The sequence below is a fragment of the Pseudanabaena sp. BC1403 genome (assembly GCF_002914585.1).
GTDB lineage: Bacteria > Cyanobacteriota > Cyanobacteriia > Pseudanabaenales > Pseudanabaenaceae > Pseudanabaena.
Genome location: NZ_PDDM01000002.1, coordinates 252,029 through 269,323, shown reverse-complemented (window position 1 = coordinate 269,323; position 17,295 = coordinate 252,029). Strand labels below are relative to the sequence as shown.

General features: G+C 42.2%; 11 protein-coding genes. 3 read left to right on the top strand and 8 right to left on the bottom strand.

Translation table 11 applies throughout. The annotated features are described in order from the left end of the window. Position 1: 1 nt before the first annotated feature. Complete coding sequence (locus tag CQ839_RS03625) at positions 2-5,899, bottom strand: CHAT domain-containing protein (RefSeq protein WP_181016082.1); 5,898 nt, start codon at positions 5,897-5,899, stop codon at positions 2-4. A gap of 294 nt (positions 5,900-6,193) precedes the next feature. Here CQ839_RS03625 and CQ839_RS03620 point away from each other — a divergent pair, with 294 nt between their 5' ends. After that, on the top strand, positions 6,194-7,807 hold the full coding sequence (locus tag CQ839_RS03620) for a ShlB/FhaC/HecB family hemolysin secretion/activation protein (RefSeq protein WP_181016081.1): 1,614 nt from the start codon (positions 6,194-6,196) through the stop codon (positions 7,805-7,807). Between the two features lie 39 nt (positions 7,808-7,846). On the opposite strand, the gene CQ839_RS03615 is transcribed toward CQ839_RS03620, so the two are convergent. The 4 genes from CQ839_RS03615 to apcB all read right to left on the bottom strand — a co-directional run bounded on the left by CQ839_RS03615 (position 7,847) and on the right by apcB (position 11,020). Further along, the gene (locus CQ839_RS03615) at positions 7,847-8,293 is read right to left on the bottom strand and encodes an HD domain-containing protein (protein ID WP_103666913.1); all 447 of its coding nucleotides are present in this window, start codon (positions 8,291-8,293) and stop codon (positions 7,847-7,849) included. After that, positions 8,280-9,209: a response regulator gene (locus CQ839_RS03610; protein ID WP_103666912.1), complete on the bottom strand. Its 930-nt coding sequence runs from the start codon at positions 9,207-9,209 to the stop codon at positions 8,280-8,282. Before CQ839_RS03610 ends, CQ839_RS03615 begins: the two co-directional genes overlap by 14 nt. A 123-nt stretch (positions 9,210-9,332) precedes the next feature. Then, positions 9,333-10,412: a class II fructose-bisphosphate aldolase gene (fba, locus tag CQ839_RS03605; RefSeq protein ID WP_103666911.1), complete on the bottom strand. Its 1,080-nt coding sequence runs from the start codon at positions 10,410-10,412 to the stop codon at positions 9,333-9,335. A 110-nt stretch (positions 10,413-10,522) separates the two neighbouring features. Beyond that, positions 10,523-11,020 (bottom strand): allophycocyanin subunit beta, encoded by a 498-nt coding sequence (apcB, locus tag CQ839_RS03600; RefSeq protein ID WP_103666910.1) that lies wholly within the window; start codon positions 11,018-11,020, stop codon positions 10,523-10,525. Positions 11,021-11,679: 659 nt separating this feature from the next. Here apcB and CQ839_RS03595 point away from each other — a divergent pair. After that, positions 11,680-12,891 carry an FIST N-terminal domain-containing protein gene (locus CQ839_RS03595; RefSeq protein WP_103666909.1) on the top strand — a complete coding sequence of 404 codons (1,212 nt, stop codon included), beginning with the start codon at positions 11,680-11,682 and terminating at the stop codon, positions 12,889-12,891. Between the two features lie 98 nt (positions 12,892-12,989). Here CQ839_RS03595 and dxs read toward each other — a convergent pair whose 3' ends face one another. Beyond that, positions 12,990-14,909 (bottom strand): 1-deoxy-D-xylulose-5-phosphate synthase, encoded by a 1,920-nt coding sequence (gene dxs, locus CQ839_RS03590; protein ID WP_103666908.1) that lies wholly within the window; start codon positions 14,907-14,909, stop codon positions 12,990-12,992. A 164-nt stretch (positions 14,910-15,073) separates the two neighbouring features. Then, positions 15,074-15,370: a hypothetical protein gene (locus CQ839_RS03585; RefSeq protein ID WP_103666907.1), complete on the bottom strand. Its 297-nt coding sequence runs from the start codon at positions 15,368-15,370 to the stop codon at positions 15,074-15,076. A 201-nt stretch (positions 15,371-15,571) separates the two neighbouring features. Here CQ839_RS03585 and CQ839_RS03580 point away from each other — a divergent pair, with 201 nt between their 5' ends. Continuing rightward, a complete protein-coding gene (locus CQ839_RS03580; RefSeq protein ID WP_103666906.1) occupies positions 15,572-16,699 on the top strand; it encodes a cell wall metabolism sensor histidine kinase WalK in 1,128 nt (375 codons plus the stop codon). 38 nt (positions 16,700-16,737) lie between these two features. Here the strand turns inward: CQ839_RS03580 and CQ839_RS03575 are convergent, their stop codons facing one another. Then, positions 16,738-17,289 (bottom strand): hypothetical protein, encoded by a 552-nt coding sequence (locus tag CQ839_RS03575; RefSeq protein ID WP_146048687.1) that lies wholly within the window; start codon positions 17,287-17,289, stop codon positions 16,738-16,740. Between the last annotated feature and the right edge of the window lie 6 nt (positions 17,290-17,295).

The following is a 17,295-nucleotide window of genomic DNA, read 5'->3' as shown; positions in this document are numbered from 1 at the left end:
ACTACCAAGGATTACCAACAATTGTGAGTGCAGACCAAAACTTGGGGTGGCTTAAGTTACTCTGTGTTATGGAAACTTGAGCACGTCTAAATGCTTCAGCTTTAATAGTTACCGATTCATTTTTTAGCTCTTGATAAAATGTCTCCATAAATTGAGGAGCAACAGCATCAGTTAATTTCCATAAAGTGCCGACTACTGATTTCACATTAGAACGAACAGCCGCTCCTGCAAATCCTAACTCAGAACTGCTGTTTCCTTCTGATGTTTGACAAGCACTCAAAACCAAAAGTTCAACGTTTTTCCAATTAAAGTCTCGAATCTGATTAAGAGTAACTGAAGTATTAGGTAAATCAATCCTACCCACTCCAGTATTTTCTTCAAATTCTGCATGAGTTGCTAAGTGAACAATTCCAAACTCACCTGAATCAGCTAAATTATCCTTTGTGAAGTCATTGTTCAAAAGAGGAGATACTTTCCATATATTACTTACTACTTTTGCTTCGTCTTCTACTCCGTCTAAATCTGCTTGTCCATTATTAAATTTAGAAGCACCTAGGAATCGTAAACTATATTGATTAACTCTAGATCGTCGAGTATCAGTTAGAGATAAACTAGGCATTAAGCCAACGCTGTAATCTTTGATTATATATTGCGCTTGATGGTCTTGAAGAGCAGCAAATGGTAGTTTTTGTAAGGTATTAGGTAAGACAAATGTTAAGTTTTTGATTTTTTGATCTTGTAAACTATCCTTTATTGGTCTTACAATCCAATTGTAGAGTTGTTGGGAAGATTTTTCAAATAAATTCACAGGGAGACCTTCTGCAAAATTGGCAACAGTATTTCTAAGTTCCGATGCCACAGGTACAATATCTCTTCTTCTAATAAACTGAGAACCTACTTTAACTGGTATGTAGATGGGTTTGCCTTTGGCGGTTACTAGAGTAAGTTCGAGGATGTCGCATGAGTCGGGTAGTTTGGTGATTTCTAGATTAGGGATTGTAGGGGATTGGGCATTGGGATCAACTTTTGGGTTATAGCAAGGATCTTTAGAGCCTCGTTGTCTGTTTCTTTCGCCCATTCGATCTGGCAAAAAAGTCACATAGAGCAAAGCAGGGTTAACTCCAGTTTCTCGCTGGACTCGGCGCAAGGTTTCTTGAATCTCGGCAAGCGTCATGATCTTAACTGGTTTGAGATCAGGAATAGATGCTCTAAAAAAGTTTTCAAACTCTCTTGTGTAGAACTCTTCAGGAGGGAAAGGAGAGCGATCGCCTTCATCTACCCACTGCACTCTAGGAGGCTCTTTTAGTGGTTGCGTTGCTAGGAAAACCGTGAAATTTGGGGCGGTAATAATCTGGATATTGCCCTGTGTATAAGGTCCTGGAAAAGCTCTCGGCGTAAAGATCGTGTTTCCTGCACCAGTTGTCAGCACGCCATCAGTACCATTAATCAAGGAGCTAAAGACATTAAAAGGCTCAAACCTTGTGCCACCATCGTGACGAATGATGATGATTCCGTCCCCTGCTGTCCCTGCGGTACTGACACTGGCTACCAATCCATTTTGGTCGATGAAAGTACCACTAATCCTTACAAACCGATTCGATGTCAGATCGACAGTTCCGCCAACACCGCCAAACCCTTGAGCATTGATCGCACCAGTGAATATATCTAAGAGAGGATCAAGAAAGATATTACCGCCATTGCCCGATAATCCTACAGCGCTGAGAGTTCCAGTCGTGATGGAAGTAAGTGCTTGAATGGTGATGTTGCCGCCCGATATACCATTTACATTGAGATTGCCTGTAGTTACGATGCCCTGTGGGGATAAGAGCGTCAGGCTATTGCCAGCACCTACCGCAGAGGCGAGGTTGATATCTTGAGTGGTGACATTACCTGTTGGTGAATTGATGGTGAGGTTGGCGGCTGTTCCTGATTGAATGCTGATTGGCGCACCAATATTAATATCGCCATTAAGGGTGCTGAGGGTGGAAGTACCTGTAATTGTCGTTGGATTGGAAATCTGCAAGCCATTAACTGTATTTATGCCGCCTGATATGGAGATATTGCTAGCATTAAGGCTAATGGTACTTAGGCGATCGCTTGCTCCAAGTGCGCCATTGAGATTGATGTTGCCAGTACCTGCGTTGAGAGTTAAGCCAAAGTTATTGCCTGTTAGGCTGTTGATAGTTCCATTAGTGCTAATGTCGCCATTACTGCTATTGATAGCGATGTTTGTGCCAAGTCTTGTATTGCCAGTGAGAGTTAGTGTTTGACCAGTAGTGGTGATATCAGCATTGAGATTAATCAATACTGGAGATATTAAAGTAGCTGAGGTGTTGAATGTGATTGGAGCAGTAACTGAGATGCTACCAACGCTACTATCACCGATCGCAAGCTTCACACCAGTAATTGCTGCGATCGCAGTTGATGTCAGGCTAAATGAGTTTGAATCTGTATCACCTAAAACAATATTTCGATTCACTGAACTAGGTTTTAAGATAAGATTACTAGTTCCAGTAATCGGTGCGGTTAAATTGATCTGATCGGCGATCACTGATACAGCATTACTTCCTGTATTAAATCCTCCATTGAGTGAGATAGTTCCAGTTCCTGCATTCAGGGTTGACGATGCAGTAGGAGTTAGCAATGAATTAATCGTAATGTTGCTATCAGCGGTTGTGACATCGCCTTTAAGAGTTGTATTTTGGGCAGTTATTGTCAGTCCTGTTAGGGGAGTTATACTTCCAATTGCTCCTTGGAAGTCAACAGTTGCTGTATTGGAGATTATATTGAGAATGTTTGCGCCATCAATAGTACTGGTAAAGACAACATTTCCACTAGAGACAGTTCCTGCACTAATATTGGTATTTTCTAGTAGCTCAACTTTGCCGTTAAATGTAATATTACCTCCACTAGAACCAGATCTAGAGTCACCTGTGATAACGCTATTTACACTAATTCCATTAGGAGCACTGAATACAACATCACCCCCTCTTCCATCAAAAGAATTTGTAGTTATGTTGTAAGCTCTAATTTTACCCTGAGAGCTATTAATACTAATATTACTAGCTGGTTCTCCATTAAGAAAACTAGCATCAGATGTAATTCCACCTAGACCAGTTGTAATATCTCCTTGAGCGGATATTGTCACAGTACCTGAAGCCCGTTTATCAGTCCCAGTCCCAGAAATACTTGCACTATCAGCCCCTGCATCTAATATTGCAGTGTTAAGTAGGGTTATAGAACCATTAGTGCTAACTATACTTATATTCCCAGCACTACGCACAGTGGAAGGAGTTACAGCCGATGCACTTCCTTCAGGATAGGACTCTACACCACATTTCCCTCCTAATGCAATTGCACAACTAAACAAAATATTGCCATTATTTGCTTTTACAGATACATTCGCTCCATTACCAGATTGAGAAAATGCTCTGAGTAAACCATCAATAGTTGCACTACCTCCAGCATCAATACTAATACTTCCAGCATTTCCACCTAGCAACCCAAGAGAAGTTGTGTCAATTGATGTTGTTGTAATATTCCCTGTTATAGCTCTCAGGTTGACAGAACCAGAAGTAATAACACCACCTGTTGATATATTTTTGGTACTTATTCCATTAGGAGCGGTAAAATTTATTGTTCCTCCGATACCATTCGCAAAAGCATTAATATCTCCCGCCAAAGTGTCAATCTTGCCAGTTTGACTCGTTAAAGTTAAGGAGTTTGCATTACCATTTGAAGCTGCTTGTATAAAGTTAGTTGTTATGTCTCCAAAAGCGTTAACAACTAATTTCCCAGCCCCACCTAGCTGACCTCCAACATATAATCCTACACCGTTTCTCGCTCCAGTAAGTGGTTCGTATCCATTATTAGTACTGATGTCAACAGAACCAGTTTGACTTATAATTGAAATATCTCCACCTCTATTGTTAGTCCCAAAAAATACAGGATCTGTCAACAGAGCAGCAGTTTTAATATTACCTCTAGCTGTTAATGTAATATTCCCTCCGTTACCCTCAGCCGCTCTAGCAGACAAAATCCCAGTACTTGTGTCAATACTTCCGTTGTCACTAATTATTGTGATATTACCACCGTTATATGGATTCGTAACAGGGCTTGAGTCTGCATAAGTCTCTGCGGCACCTATAATAATATCTCCATTAGCATTGACAAACAAAGAGCCCCCAGGAGCAGGAATACCACCTCTAGTATTGATAATACCTAGTGTGACAGAAGCACCATAAATAGATAGAGTTCTGCCTATTGGTTGATTTAAAGGTGATGGGGCAAATATAGTAGCACCATTCTGTGGGTTGACTGCATCAAAAGGCATAGAGAATGTGCCTACACCATCTTTATCAGAATCAGCGGTAAAAGTAATATTGCCTGATCCTCGTGGGAAGATGAGTTGATTGTTAATGAGCGAACTGATTGTAATATTATTGGTTGCCTCAAGAATAATGTTTGAATTTTTATATATAGGACTTGCAAGCGTTGCTTGGCTAATAGTGATATCTTGACCAAGAAAATTACTAGCAAAAATCTCAAGAGGATCTGGTACAAGTATTGAATCTGATACAACACCGTCAATATAAATATTTGTTGGATCAAGCAATAATGTACCTCCTTTTCCGATCGCAGCATTAAGATCGACTTTTCCATCAAAAACTAGATTCTGTTTACCTGAAACTTCAACAAAACCACCATCACCAGAAATTGCCCCCCCACGAGCACTAATACTTCCAAAAAATCTTGTCGCATTATCTGCCCATACTATTACCCTGCCGCCATTCCCAGACTGCAACGCATCCGCCTTAATCGTCGAATCCGCACTCACAAAAGTCATCAACGCATTTGGGATAACTCCCTTGCCCTGAAAATCCCCACCAATAAATACCGAACCACCACCATTCACACCTGAAGCATCGATATTTGCACCCACTAAACCTACGCGATCGCCTAATATTTGAATCTTAGGCGGAACTTGAGAAGGATTAGCCACAGGCGACGCAACAGACACAGTTCCACTAATGATCGCAGTTCCCGCAGTATTCGGAATTACTGTCTGTGAAGCAGTTAACTGCGCTTGTCCCTGACTATTCAGCGATATACCCGTGCTGCTATCCAGCTTGCCAGTAGTTAACAAACTTGGTAAATCCAAAGCCTTAACTGGTAAAGCATTGCCTTGAGCATCCTTTGGTTGAGGAAACTCAAAACTTAACCCCTCCACCCCGACATTTAGCCGCAACCGACCATCAGGTATAGCGACAATCCCCACCGAACCATTAGGCGCAGAGACAGTTCCCGTATTTACCACAGTTGACGCGGCAAGATTTACCGACTTTCCCTCACCAACACTGAGATTGCCTGAGTTAACGATCGCAGCGGGATTATTAGGATCGAACTCTAAAGCAGTCAGATTGCCTGTCAGGTTGGTGTAATTAGGATTATAAATATCTAGATTGCGATCGCCAAACCAAGCAGTTCTCGCCGTCGAAGCCGTGAAACTACCATTAACATTTAGTTGAGCATTATTCCCAAAGATGAATCCCGCAGGATTTAACAGATATAAATTCGCATTCGAGCCTGTGACTTGAATAGTGCCATTAATCAGCGAAGGATTGCCACCAGTTACACCACCAAGGACATTTTGAGTCTGTGGCAAGACTACAAAGTTAGCCGTCTGACCTGTCTGGACATTAAAACCTTGGAAACTATGAAATACATTTGCTCCATTTCCTGAAGTAGTTCCGCCCGTAATATCAATCCGATTGCCATTAGGTAAAACTATTGTTCCCGTTCCGTTATTTGCAGGCACGATCTGAACTTGCGCGATCGCAGGCAAAGCTTGAAAGATTTGTAAAGAAAATGCAACAAAAAAAACTTGAAGCCCATTCATAGCTAAGCGCATAAACCGTATCCCTGATTCACTTAAGCCCTAAGTTACTCAAACCTCATATAAATCTAGCTTTTGAGCTTAAATCTATATTTTTCTGATTAATTGGCTAGCAATATATAGCAAAAAGGTGTATAAATCACGCACTTACTGACAATTTTTTTGGGATTGTCAGTTTAAGTCAGTAAAAAGCATTTATTTAGGGGCTAAGGTCTGTCTATGTTATTCACAAAGCTTATATCTAAGTCTATATCTAAGCTTCATGTATTCGTGATCATGATTTTTTGCTGTGGGAGTGTGAATATTGCGATCTCCGTAGATGCGATCGCGCAATCAGCGACAAACAGCCCACCAAAAGAAGAAGAAACTTTTACAATTACTGATGTCATATTCGGAGAAAGTCGTATCTATACAGATCAAGATTGGGAACCTTATAGAAGAGCAATCCGATGGAAGGATGACATGACCGAACAAAAAATTCGAGATATCCTTCAACAGCTAACTGCTGATCTTTACATTAGCAAAGGATATATAACTTCTAGAGCCGTGCTTGATCGAGATCAGGTTAATATTCAAAATAGAACCGTGAAGATATCCATCTGGGAAAGTGGTTTATGTAATATTTCTCGTCATCCATCGCAACCAGATCTCAGGTTAAATTTCAGATATATTCTCGATCGCATTCAAATTCCGAATACCATTCCCCTTAGTGTCAATCGTCTTGAAGATCAATTGCGGTTATTAAAAAACGATCCTCAATTTGAGAATATCGAATTTACACTTGAAGAGCAAAAATCAGGAGAGAAATGTGAACTCAAGTCGAGTTTCCCAAGAAATTCCAACATGTTCGTATTTGCAAAGGAAACCAATCCATTAAGCGTTAATACTTCCATCAATAACTACTCACCACCCAGTGTTGGCGGTGAGCAGATAGGCGTTAACGCTAGTCATCAGAATCTTACAGGAATTGGCGATCGCCTTAGTTTTAGCTACAATCGCTCCTTTACAGGCGGCTCCAATATCTACGATTTTAGCTATTCAACACCGCTAAACCCGATGAATGGCTCTCTAAATTTACGAGCAGCAATTACTCGCAGTACAATTACAGAAGCGCCATTTGATCGTTTTGGAATCGCTGCCAAATCACAACTCTACGAAGTTCAGTATCGTCAGCCCTTCATTCGTTCATTTGTTGAAGAATTTGCACTTTCCTTCGGATTTACAGCCAAAGATGGACAGACATTTTTGTTTAACAATCTCGCCACTCCCTTTGGCTTTGGCGCTGATGCTAATGGCATTACCCGCACCAGTGTATTCTCCTTTGGACAGGACTATCTCAAACGAGATGAGCAAGGCGCGTGGTTCTTTCAGTCAGTCTTTAAATTAGGAACAGGGCTGGGAAATTCTACAATCAATCAGGCTCCAATCCCTGATAGCCGTTTTTTAAATTGGAATTTCCAAGGGCAACGTTGGCAAAGAATAAATGACGATAATCTCTTGATTTTGCAAGCTGACCTACAGGTCACACCAGATAGCCTCTTACCTTCAGAGCAATTTATCGTTGGTGGTGGACAAACATTAAGAGGCTACCGCCAAAGTGCGAGATCTGGCGACAATGGATTTCGATTTTCAGCAGAAAATCGGATTACTTTGCAACGTAACGGCGCTGGTCAATCAATTTTTCAGATTGCGCCATTCTTTAATATGGGTTCAGTCTGGAATCGAGACGAAAACCCTAATTTTCTGGCAGGAAAGAACTTCTTAATGAGCTTTGGTACTGGGATTATTTGGGAGCCTCTCAAAAATTTAAATATGAGGCTAGATTATGCGATTCCCATCACAGCTATTGAAGATCGAGACAATAATCTCCAAGACAAGGGCATCAATTTTAGTTTTAACTATAAATTTTAGAAAATAGGCATAGAAAAAAGGGGTACAAAGCACTCCTTTTTAGTTAGTGGTTAATTCTTGGAGCACTTTTTTATATTTCTCTAAACGCTTAAAATCTTTTTCAGTAGGTTTAGCAATTCGACTAATATCCATATTGTGGGTAACGTCGGCAATCTTGACTTTGCGGGCGATCGCATTAGACTTCACCCGCACAATATAATCTTCGTAAAGTTCCCCATCTAGTTTGGTAATCGCCGCGATCGCCTCAGTAATAAATTCAGGAAACCCTTGACGAACCAAATCTGCGATCGTCAAATCAGAATCCTCGATCGCATCATGCAAAACCGCCACAATTTTACTTTCAAGCGTGTCCATCTGCGCCATTACAGTTAAAGGATGCGCAATATAAGGCTTACCCGCTTTATCAATCTGACCAGCATGAGCTTGATTGGCAAGCGTGATTGCCAATGCTAAAAGTATTTCAAAATTTGACTCAAAGTTTTGCATAGTAACGAATACAAGTTAGGGCAATCGCCATCTCATCAGCACATTGCTGAATCACGTCAATACCACTAGAAACTAGGGCATTAGATATCTGCCAACGCATCGACAATATTCCTAAAATCTCTTCACGAAAAGTAATTGCGATCGCCAAATTAGTTTTGCAGGGTTGATCTGGATCTGCTTCCTGACTAGGAGACAGAGAAATTTGAGACTTTTTCGATGAGAGCGCTGCTTGCACTAACGGATCTGTCGCCAAATCCCAAATATAATCACCACATATAGCTTGAGTATCAGTCAAAGAGCCGTTCTCAACCAACTGCAAGATCACTCCATCGGCACCAAAATTTTGCCAAAAGGCACTTGCTAAAGGCATTACACAATCAGATAGTTGGTTGGATGTCTGTGCGATCCTCACAATTACTGACAACAGAGCATTCTGAGCTTGCGATCTGACTAACTCCTCAGAACGTTGCTTAAGCAGATCATAGGTATGGGTCGCCTCTTTCACAACCGACTTAAGCTGATCGGGCTCCCAAGGCTTCGTAATATATTTATGAACCTGACCTGAGTTGATTGCATCGATCAGATCGGCAATATCTGTATATCCAGTCAAGACAATGCGCATCGTATCAGGAAAATCCGAAACAGTACGGCTGAGGAACTCAGTTCCATTCATCTCAGGCATTCGCTGATCGGAAATAATCGCTGCCATTTCCCCTTCTTGTTCCAAAATCTCTAAAGCTTTAATGCCCCCATCAGATCTAAACACCGTAAATTCTTTGCGAAAGGTACGATATAGCAAATCAAGATTATCTTGCTCGTCATCAACTACCAAAAGTTTGGGCTTTTTGGCTACGTTAACTTTATTTAGTTCGTCAACAGAATTTGGCTGATCAACAGAAAACGACGAAGAAGTCATAAGCTAGTTAGTTTGATACTGATTACAGCAATGCTACCAAAAAATAAGGGGTGCAATGCACCCCTTATCTTTATATTTTTATATTTTGTGTAAAATAGCTTAGCTTGCGAGACTCTTTAATGTTTAAGCCTTAACAACTTCGCGGCTAACTTGCTTAAGTTCGCCCTTGGCATACTTAGGAACAAAGTCATAAATACTAACTTGCTTGATTTTGCCAGCTTGTCCAGCAGCTTCAAACTGAGTATAGCGATCAGCACATACTTTTTGCATGTACTTGATCGATGGCTTGAGGAAGTGGCGAGGATCAAACTCTTTAGGATTCTTGAACAAAGCTTCACGAACCGCCGCTGTAATAGCAAGACGACAATCAGTATCGATATTGACCTTACGCACACCACACTTGATTCCCTTTTGAATTTCTTCAACAGGTACACCGTAGGTTTCAGGAATAGCGCCACCAAATTCATTAATCATTGCAAGTAGATCTTCGGGAACTGAAGAAGAGCCATGCATAACAAGGTGGGTATTAGGCAAGCGATTATGAATTTCTTCGATACGGCTGATTGCCAAGATTTCGCCAGTAGGTTTGCGAGTAAACTTATAAGCACCGTGGCTAGTACCAATAGCTACCGCGAGAGCATCAACTTGTGTACGCTCAACAAAGTCAGCAGCTTCATCAGGATCAGTTAAAAGTTGTGAGTGATCTAAAGCGCCCTCAAAGCCATGTCCATCTTCAGCTTCACCCTTACCAGTTTCGAGAGAGCCTAAGCAGCCTAGTTCACCTTCAACGCTTGCACCGAAAGCATGAGCAACTTTGACAACTTCAGAGGTAACAGCAACGTTGTATTCATAGCTAGCTGGAGTTTTAGCATCAGCCTCCAAAGAGCCATCCATCATTACGCTGGTAAAGCCATTTTGGATTGCTGAGTAGCAAGTTGCTGGTGCATTACCGTGATCTTGGTGCATCACGATTGGCAGATGAGGATAAGTTTCGGCGGCAGCCAAAATTAAGTGACGCAAGAAATTTTCGCCAGCATAATTACGTGCACCACGAGAAGCTTGTAGGATCACAGGGCTGTTGGTCTCATTAGCAGCCTGCATGATCGACTGGATTTGCTCCATGTTGTTTACGTTAAATGCAGGGATGCCATATCCGTTTTCAGCTGCATGATCGAGCAGCAGGCGCATTGGTACTAAAGCCATATTTAAATTCTCTCCTAGACTAAATCGAGCTTGTTTCGATTATTAACAATCTTAAATCATTTTGAAGAATTATATCTAACTAAAAAAGGGCGCTTCGCGCCCTTTTTTAGTTAGATATTCTTTTCACTAAGTTCGCGACTCATATAGTCAAAGGGTGATGCTAACCAGTCAGCATTTTCACCAACTAAGTCCATAACAGCCTGTTTCATGATTTGAATCCCTTGCACGGTTGGGCCAATTGGCACTCCTAGAGAGCTATAAGTATCACGTAAGCCCTGCAATACTCTTTCGTCGAGGACATCATTGTTGCCTGCAACTAGAGCATAGGAGGCATAACGCAAATAGTAGTCCATGTCACGCAAGCAAGCTGCAAAACGACGAGTTGTGTAGGCGTTACCACCTGGACGAATCAAATCTGGGACTTCTTCAAATAATTGTGAGCCAGACTTCCGCACAATCGATGCTGCATTAGCAGTGATTGCCGTAGAAGCGGCTAAGCGGGCGTTGCCAGTCGCAAAGAAGGATTTGAGTGTGTCCATGGCATCGCGATCAAAATATTTACCAGTTGCATCATAAGCACCGATCAGGCTGGTAATTGCATCCTGCATGTTGTTTTCTCCGTTAATTTGTCTTTTATAAATGTATCGGTAACGTATTTGTAAAGTTTGTAAACTATATATAACTTAAACTTGGTAACTAGTACTTTTTACAGTTACCGAAATTATTTTACTGTGATTTCAGCGCCTTACCAAGTCTTGCTCTATATAAACAGCAATTCTCATTGTGAAAATGGGGTTTCTAGCGTCGTAGCGCTAAAAGCCCAAAGATTTGACAATTCAACTCAACGGCAAAATTAAATAAACAACGATTTGGCAAGCCCTCCAAATGCATATATGAACTTACCAGTGAATAATTAGGCGATCGCGGCTTTGCCGCGATCGCCTAATTATTCACTTTAAACAACGCCTATTTTTTTGTAGGAAGGTAGTAGGCATTGTTTTGCTACGCCTTTAGGCATTTGGAGATTTATGGCTTAACTTGTATGGCGCGAGCGAATACATAAATTAGCTTCAGAATGAGAATTGCTGACATAGATTTAGAAAATGTCGGAATTATGTCGCTGCGAGGTAAGCTTAGATACTATGCTTAAATGTTAATCGCAAAAAAAGCTCAGATATAAAGATTAAATATTTGGGTTTCACCTAAAAACCTTGCGAGCAATTTACAAAGAAATGTCTGGAAGTAAAGTTGGGGTACGGCTAGGTCTATGAAGTGGGTTACTAGTCTTTCGACAAAAATATCTTTGGAAGCTGCGGTGCAAGATCTGTCACAGCAAATATTTGCTTTGATGGGTGATCGATCGCTTGATTTAGGATTTTTATTTGTTTCTACGGCTTTTGCAAGCGACTATCCGCGTCTACTACCATTGCTAGCGGACAAATTGCCAATCCAAAAATTAATTGGTTGCTCTGGTGGAGGGATTGTTGGTAATGGTCAGGAGTTTGAAGATAAACCCGCGATCGCATTATTAGTTGGTCACTTACCCAATGCAACAGCAAAAGTATTCCACCTTGATGATAATCAGTTACCAGATCTCGATAGCCCTCCCGATCGCTGGGAAAAAATAACGGATGTTGACCCCGCAGTTTCACCTAGTTTTGTATTGGTTGGCGATCCATTCTCATTTCCGATTAATGACTTAATTCAAGGTCTGGATTTTGCCTATCCCAATGCAGTCAAAGTTGGTGGATTAGCTAGCAGTGGAGGCATGGGGGCAAATGCACTGTTTTGTTTCCATGAAGAAGACAAATATAAGCTATATCGCACGGGTTTGTTAGGTGTGGCACTATGGGGAGATGTGACCATTGATCCTGTGGTCGCACAGGGTTGCCGACCAATTGGCAAGATTTTGCAGGTTTCTGAATGTGAACGCAATCTAATTTTGGGACTTGAGGGTAAGCCGCCTCTGAGTCTATTACAAGATACTGTAGGCGATTTAAACCCAAGCGATCGCGAACTTGCCCAGCATTCACTATTTATAGGTGTAGTGATGAATGAGTTTAAGGCAGATCCATCACAGGGCGATTTCTTGATTCGCAATATTATTGGTGTCGATCCTAGATCGGGGGCGATCGCTGTTGGAGATCGGATGCGCCCTGGGCAGAGAATTCAACTACATTTACGTGATGGGAAAGCCTCGGCGGCGGACTTAGAAGAAGCTTTAATCAATTACTCCAATCAATTGAACTTAGAGGCTCCCAATGTATCCGCTACGGCGGCTTTGATGTTTTCTTGTATGGGACGTGGCGAGAGGCTATATGGCAAGCCAAACTTTGATACTGAGATCCTGCAAAAACATCTTGGCTTAATTCCGTTGGGTGGCTTTTTCTGCTCAGGTGAAATTGGGCCTGTTGGTGGTACAACATTTCTCCACGGTTATACATCAGTATTTGGCATTGTTAGACCCAAAAATCCATAAAAAACCAAAAGAGAATGTGGTACTTTGCACCACATTCTCTTTTAGTTTATGTTTGTTTTAAAATCCTAAAAAGGCGGCTCATTGTGCCATTTTTTTAGTTAATTACTAATAGCAGTTTGCTTATTAAAAGCAAATTGGTTGAGAATGCGATCGCAGATTTGACCACTGGATAGGCCTAGAGAATTAAATGACTGTTCTGGTGAAGCATGTTCTACCAGAATATCAGGAACCCCAATCCGATAGACAGGAACGAGGATATTTTCATCATTCAAGGCTTCGAGAACAGCACTACCAAATCCTCCCATCAGACAACCTTCTTCTACTGTAACCACTTTGCCAATTTTTTTAGCAAGCGGTACGATTAGTTCTGTATCCAAAGGCTTTGCAAATCGAGCATTAACCACTGTGGCACTAATCCCATGCTCATTTAGCAGTTCGGCAACTTGAAGCGAAGGATAAACCATTGAGCCATAGGCAAGTAGCAACACGTCTTTGCCTTCGCGCAAGACTTCCGCTTTACCAATTGGTAATGGTTCGATATCTTCATCTTGCAATGGTACGCCCATCCCATTGCCGCGAGGATAGCGCATCGCGATCGCCCCGTTGTGGGTAATACCAGTAACGATCATGTTCTGCATTTCTGCTTCATCCTTAGGAGCCATCAGCACCATATTAGGAATGCAGCGTAGATAGGCGATGTCATACATACCTTGATGCGTGGGGCCATCCGCGCCAACGATACCTGCGCGATCTAAGCAAAGGAAAACTGGCAGGTCTTGGATGCAGATGTCATGGATAATTTGGTCAAACCCTCGTTGGAGGAAAGTGGAATAAATTGCGGCAACAGGACGCATTCCTTCACAAGCCATACCTGCGGCGACAGTGAGTGCGTGCTGTTCGGCAATACCGACATCGATAAATTGATTGGGTAAGGCGGCTTGAAATTTGTCTAAACCTGTCCCAGTAGACATTGCGGCAGTAATCGCGACAATGCGCTTGTCATGCTCAGCAAGTTTAATGAGTGTATCGGCAAAAACCTTAGAGTAGCTAGGAGGCTTCGGTTTACTGGAAATAGAAGGTTTGGCTTTGCCTGTGGCGAGGTCAAAGGAGTTTTGAGCATGATAGCCAACGCGATCAGCTTCGGCGTAACTATAGCCCTTGCCCTTGGTGGTGCTAACGTGAACCATGACGGGACCTGTAAGAGTATGCGCCATCTTAAAGGTATCGATTAATTCTTTGAGATTATGTCCATCGACGGGACCAATGTAAGTAAAACCGAGTTCTTCAAATACGGCTCCTACTTTGTTTTGGACCATTGTCACAATCTTGAGATTGTCCTTGATGCGCTCAATCTCAGGGCTGATTTGTTCGCCTACAAATGGAATATTGCGAATTTGTCCTTCGAGATTGTTGGTGATGAATTTCATCGGTGGGCTGAGGCGCAGTTTATTCAGATACTTAGGAATTGCGCCGACATTTGCCGAAATTGACATTTCATTGTCATTGAGGACAACTAATAAATTCGTTTTGGGCAGATGTCCTGCATGGTTAATTGCTTCAAGAGCCATGCCACCTGTCAAGGAGCCATCACCGATAATCGCCACGGTTTTATAATTATCGCCCTGCAAGTCGCGGGCGATCGCCATACCAAGTGCTGCGGAAATACTGGTCGAAGCGTGCCCTGCGCCAAAATGGTCAAATTCACTTTCGCGACGATTTAGATAACCTGCAATACCGTCTTTTTGACGCAAGGTGTGAAAGCGGTTGTAGCGCCCTGTGATCAGCTTATGTGGATATGCTTGATGCCCCACGTCCCAAACCACTTTATCGCGATCTAAATCTAGGGTTTGATATAAAGCGAGAGTTAGCTCGACTACGCCTAGCCCAGGTCCTAGATGTCCACCTGTGGCGGCGATCGTTTCTAAATGTTTTTGCCGAATTTCCTTAGCAATGGATTCCAACTGCGAAATTGTCAGACCATGCAATTGGTTGGGATGAGTAACATCACTTAGCCGCATATATAGTTTTTTATGATTTTTTATAAATTTGCTTCTTCTAGTGTAACTGAAGCACACCCTCCAAACGTTCAATCCGATCGCAGTTCTTAAAACCCAAAAAGCAGAAATAGTAATTCATGCCATTTCTGCTTTTTGCTGAGCTAAAGGGACGTAAAACGCACATTTTATTCTAAGAGAAGATCTACAACGGCTCGACGACATCCCATACAGTCACAACCTCGCTGACTAATTGCGAGATCTCCAATGCGATCGCTGGTTAGAATATTGGTGCGATCGTCTTGAGATTGCCTGTTTGAATCAGGAGTTGGGGCTGGCCTTGTAATTACAGCCGATGACATATAAAGATCGCTGTCTTTCACCTCAAGGCTTTGGTTGGTATTGGCTTGTGCAGGATAGACTGATAGCAAAAAAGATGCCAATAATGCAGGGCTGCTCAGAAGGGCTAATGATGATTTTTTCATAGGACACCAGAATGTCTGTTCACATTCATTAATTGCTGAAGATAGTAGCATTTCTAGAAATGAAAGTTTGTCCTGAATTTGTCCTCATTTCTGCAATACCTCAAGCTCTTACCAGTTCTCTAATAAACCTTGGCAACTGGTGAGAGTTATACTGTAATTTACGCAATGTAAATCAATGTGTAAATCCCATCTATTTCTCCCATGCTCTCCGCCAGTCCCGACTTAGTAGCCCTAGCCCGATCGCAAATTATATTACTGACCCAAAGTTTGGGTGCAGTCGCTAGCGCTATCTATATCACCGAAAGTGTTGCTGACGGGATGCCTCCAAATCTAATTGAGGTGGCTGTGTTTCCTGAAGATGGGGTGATGGCTTTGCCAGAAGCTTTTTCTGAAACTTTGCCTTTAATGATGGGGAGTGGTGGTCTAGTAAGACAACGCCGCATTGTTCTGCCCTTAATGTATGAAGAGGCTATTTTAGGATTTCTGATGGCGGGACGGGATGATCGCGACTGGCAGGAATATGAACAATTGCAAATTCAACAAATCGCTAATACTTTAGCGATCGCCTGCGCTCTCGATCGCCGCAATCAATGGTTAGTTGCCAACCAACAGCGCAACTATGAGGAGCAGAGCAATTTTTTTGCTTCACTATTACATCAACTACGCAACCCGCTCACCGCAATTCGTACCTTTGCTCAACTTCTGTCACGACGAATTGTTGAGTCAGATCCTAATCAAAAATTTGTAACAGGAATTTTGAGGGAAACTCAGCATATTCAAGATCTCCTGAGTGAAGCTGATCGTCCTGCGCCACTTCTACTGCCCCAAGCCGAACATGAAAAAGCTTTATTACCAGCGGCAACTTTGGATCTAGCACCTGTAGATCTCAGCGGAATTTTGGAGGCGATCGCTAATTTTGCCAGTGCGATCGCGCAAGATCGCAATATTCAGTTTTTATCCAATATTCCTTCACGGTTACCCACAGTTTTGGGTAATGAATCAGCACTAAGAGAAGCGATCGGTAATTTGGTAGAGAATGCACTCAAGTACACACCTGAAGGTGGATATGTTCTATTAGGTGCAGATGTTAAGCCTGACACGGTTTACATTTATGTTCAAGATACTGGTGTGGGAATTCCTGATGCTGATCTACCTCGTCTATTTGAACGCAATTTTCGTGGTAGACAGGCAGATGGCAATATTTTAGGTACGGGACTAGGACTTGCGATCGCGAATGAATTGGTACAGAAGATGGAAGGTAGCATTCACGTAATTAGTCAAGTCGGCAAGGGAAGTACTTTTGCAGTGACGCTCAAACGTGCAGGATAAGTTTTGTTCCCATACAAATTTGGCAGAGGGTTAAAGTTCTATGTATCAGCACATGAACCACCCATAATACGAAATTCATCAACCTGAGCCCATGTGTCTTGGTTAAGTGCCCAAAGCCCTGTAAATACATAATAGGTTCCAGTTTCTTGAGGGCGAAATACTACTTTCAACTCTCGATAGTTCGTCATAGCACCAAATTGAGTTTGAGCTACAGGCTTTTGCTGTGAATTACGAAATCCAAAATATCCATCAGTTAGATTCCCTGATGTCCTCACTCTTGCGGTTAGAGTGTAGGTACTGCCTGCTCTCAGCTTTACAGTTTGCCGAATTCCATTCCAACCCTGATCATGCCGAATCCACGCATTATTTCGTCCACTAAAACTCAGACCTTTATTAATGTCTATTCCAGCCCGACCTTCTCGCATCCAAGGTCTAACAATCGATGCTACAGTCTGTTGCTCAAATCCACCATCATCTAGGGGAGAGGCGCAGGAAGCATAAACTGGAGATGGGATAAACCCTGTATTTGCGATCGCACCTAAGCCCATGAATAACGGAATGATTGCCTTGCTGATGGTTATAGTTTTCATGATTTT